The sequence below is a fragment of the Desulfobacterales bacterium genome (assembly GCA_029211065.1).
Classification (GTDB): Bacteria; Desulfobacterota; Desulfobacteria; order Desulfobacterales; family JARGFK01; genus JARGFK01.
In genome coordinates, this window is record JARGFK010000217.1 from 1 (window position 1) to 3,231 (window position 3,231).

General features: G+C 54.0%; 3 protein-coding genes. All 3 read right to left on the bottom strand.

All coding sequences use genetic code 11. From position 1 onward, the window contains the following. Window positions 1-193: 193 nt before the first annotated feature. Window positions 194-913, bottom strand: a complete 720-nt coding sequence (locus P1P89_22860; protein MDF1594364.1) for a single-stranded DNA-binding protein — start codon at window positions 911-913, stop codon at window positions 194-196. A 54-nt stretch (window positions 914-967) separates the two neighbouring features. Further along, entirely contained in the window at window positions 968-1,651 is a 684-nt protein-coding gene (surE, locus tag P1P89_22865; protein MDF1594365.1) for a 5'/3'-nucleotidase SurE, read from the bottom strand. Between the two features lie 164 nt (window positions 1,652-1,815). Further along, a complete protein-coding gene (locus P1P89_22870; GenBank protein MDF1594366.1) occupies window positions 1,816-2,796 on the bottom strand; it encodes an aldo/keto reductase in 981 nt (326 codons plus the stop codon). Window positions 2,797-3,231 lie beyond the last annotated feature (435 nt).

The window sequence follows — 3,231 nt, forward strand, 5'->3', positions numbered from 1 at the left end:
TGTTGACCAGAAACATACATACACCATATATAACACCTCAGACCCCCTGTGTCAAGTGTGTCCAATGATCAGCTTTGTAAAGGGGGCAAGGGGGATTGATAAGAAGTTTGCCCTGCATTCAGAGCCAATCTCCCTTTATAAAGAAACGGAGTGGAAGCTAGAATTTTACCCACTACCGGATTACGGCTCCGGATCAATTCTGCTTAAAACCTATCCCCAGTTCGGTCAATTCTTTTTCCACCAATGCCTCCCAGCCCTGGTTGGCTTTGGGATTGGCCGGGCTGGGGTGGGTGATTCTGCCTACGGGAACATCGAGCCCCGTTAAAGCGGTTCGGGCCCGCCGGGCCGCAAACTCCCCCACCCCCACAACATGGCGGGGCTTCATCCATCTAACGGTTTCACGAAGGGCAAGGTCGCAAGCCGCCAGCAGCGGTTTGAGTTCCGCTTTGGGGAGGGCGTTGGGGGTGCGGTTGCGGCCGCTTGCTTCCAGGAACATGAGCGGACAGTAATTGGCCACAAAAAAGCGGGCAAAAAAACGGTCCGGGGTTTCAAAGGTTTTTTGGGCCCAGCCCCACAGGCGCCGCCCGCTGACTTCGCTGCGGCGGCAGCCATAACCGTCGACCGGACGCTTGGGATGCATGTTGGCCGGAACATTGACCGGCGCTTCAATCTTGAGCCATCCTTTCACTGCATCGATTTCGCCGAAGGGAACCCCGGTCTGAGCCATGCCCCATGGTCCGGGGTTCATGCCCAGCAGCACAACCTCCCGGGGCGAACCGGCATAGAGATGCAGGTACCTGTCGTATGCCATGCGGGCGTATTCAAGGGGATTATAGACGTGGGTGACGGGCGGGCCGAACCGTAACCTTTTCAGTTCTTTCAGCAGCGAATCATTTATCGCATTCAGGCCCATAACCGTCCCTTTCGTGCCGCCGGAAACTTCCCGCCTATTTTAGTTGATCCCATATTATATCTTCAACAGTGTAATTGCCATCTTGCCGCCGAAGCACACATCCACATCCCTGCCGGGCTGACGGGGGCGTTCATGGATGGCGCCTTCATAGTGATAGGTTCCACCTTCCCGCCGGTAAACGTAGTTGTGCGGACCTGTGTCACGACTGCAAAATACATTTTCAAGCTCCGATTCAAATTTCAGCGGATGGGGCAGGTTGACATTCCAATAGCGCCCTTTTGCAAGGGGCCGGTCAAGCAGCATTTTCAGGACATGGCCTGCATGGTAGGCGGTCACATCCCAATCGATGGATAGCGCTCTGGCAACATACTGGGAGATCGCAATGGAACGAAATCCCAGAATAGCGGCCTCCCGGGCTGCGGCAACGGTTCCGGAGTTATAGACATCCGAGCCCAGGTTAGCCCCCGGGTTGATGCCGGCAATCAGCCAGTCGGCATCCGGCGCCAGTACTTTCAGGGCAATTCGGGCACAGTCCGCCGGAGTCCCGTTGATGCTGTACCGGCCTCGGGCAAGCTCCCTGACCGCAAGGGGTGAAGGAGTCGTCACCTGGTGACCGACACCGGAACGGGGGCCATCAGGTGCCGCCACAATAATCCTGCCGGCGTCCGCCAGTTTTTCATACAGGGCCTGCAGGCCGGGAGCATCCTCCCCGTCGTCATTTGTCAAAATAACTTTCATTTGATCCCATTCGATACGCACTGTTTAGAGTTGTTGTAAAAATATACACCAATTAAATGGTGTTTAAATAACTTTTAAGTAAGCCGCCGGAGGATGCTGAAACGGAATTGTCCGGCGGCTGAATCGGAACGTAATGATGACAACCGACAGAACCGATGCAGCTTCTATATCCCAATAACACCCAGCTGCTTTGCGGGGTATCGCTCCCCGGCAGCCGCACCCGGCTTAAATGTTTTCTCCAGATCCGATTTCTGTGATTCGCTCAAAGCGATATCCAGCGCCGCCAGGTTCTCTTCAAGATATGAAATCCGTTTCGTCCCCGGAATCGGCACAATGTCATTCCCCTGCGCCAGGACCCAGGCCAGGGCCGCCTGGCCCGGTTTACAGTTCAGTTCCCCGGCAATCCGACGCAGCGGGTCGAGCAGCGCAAGGTTTTTTGCCATATTTTCGGGCTTAAAACGGGGATGGGCATGCCGGCGGTCTTTGGCAATCAGGTCTTCCGGGCGCTGGATTGCTGCCGTTAAAAAGCCCCTGCCAAGGGGCGCGTAAGATACAAACCCGATATTCAGTTCCCGACAGATCGGCAGGATTTCACTTTCGACGTCCCGGGTCCAGAGGGAATACTCCGTCTGAAGGGCCGCAACCGGATGGGTGGCATGCGCCCTCCGGATCGTCCCGGGGCCCGCCTCGGAAAGACCGATATGACGGACTTTTCCGGCTTCAACCAGCCGGGCCATGGCCCCCACCGTATCTTCAATGGGAACAGCGGCATCAACCCGGTGGACATAGTACAAATCAATCACGTCCGTGCCCAGCCGTTTTAAACTCTTTTCACAGGCTTCTATAACATATTCGGGCTTTCCGCAGGCGCCGCTGCTTCCATCCGGCAGTCGAATGTTTCCGAATTTGGTTGCCAGAACGACCTTGTCCCGCTTTCCCGCCAGCGCCCGGCCCAGCAGCTCTTCATTCCTTCCGTCGGCATACTTGTCGGATGTGTCCAGAAAGTAAAGACCCAGATCGATGGCGCGATGAATGGTGAGAATGGACTGCGCGTCATCACGTTCTCCATAGGCTGACGACATGCCCATGCACCCCAGACCCATCGCCGAAACTTCCAGCTGTTGTCCCAGTTTCCGTTTTTTCATATGTTTCGCCTCCCTCATAGTGGTTTACGGCACCGGTTGAATCCGTTCACGAAATTGCGCGGGCATGCTGACCGCCCGGTGCTTCTGATAAACAAAATAATGCCGAACGACAACACTTTCACCCCCTGCCGAATTTTTCAAATTAATTGTTGACTTTCATTTGCTGTTTTCGTTATTTAGTTACATTATAGCTGAAATGTAATTAAAATGTGGGCATCCCTGCAGAAGCCCCTTGCAACGGATCTGCCGGAAACGGACGTTTTTCTGTTTTTATTGCTTTCTTTCTCTTTGTTCACTACTTTGGCAAAAAAATGCGGCCGGTGCAATTATAAACAGCCTGAAGGTTTTTGGGAAATATTTTTTTCTATGTGCGCAAATGACGGTTGGATTTGTGAAAAGCCTTATCGTTATTGCGTCTGGGTTAGCGGCTAAATC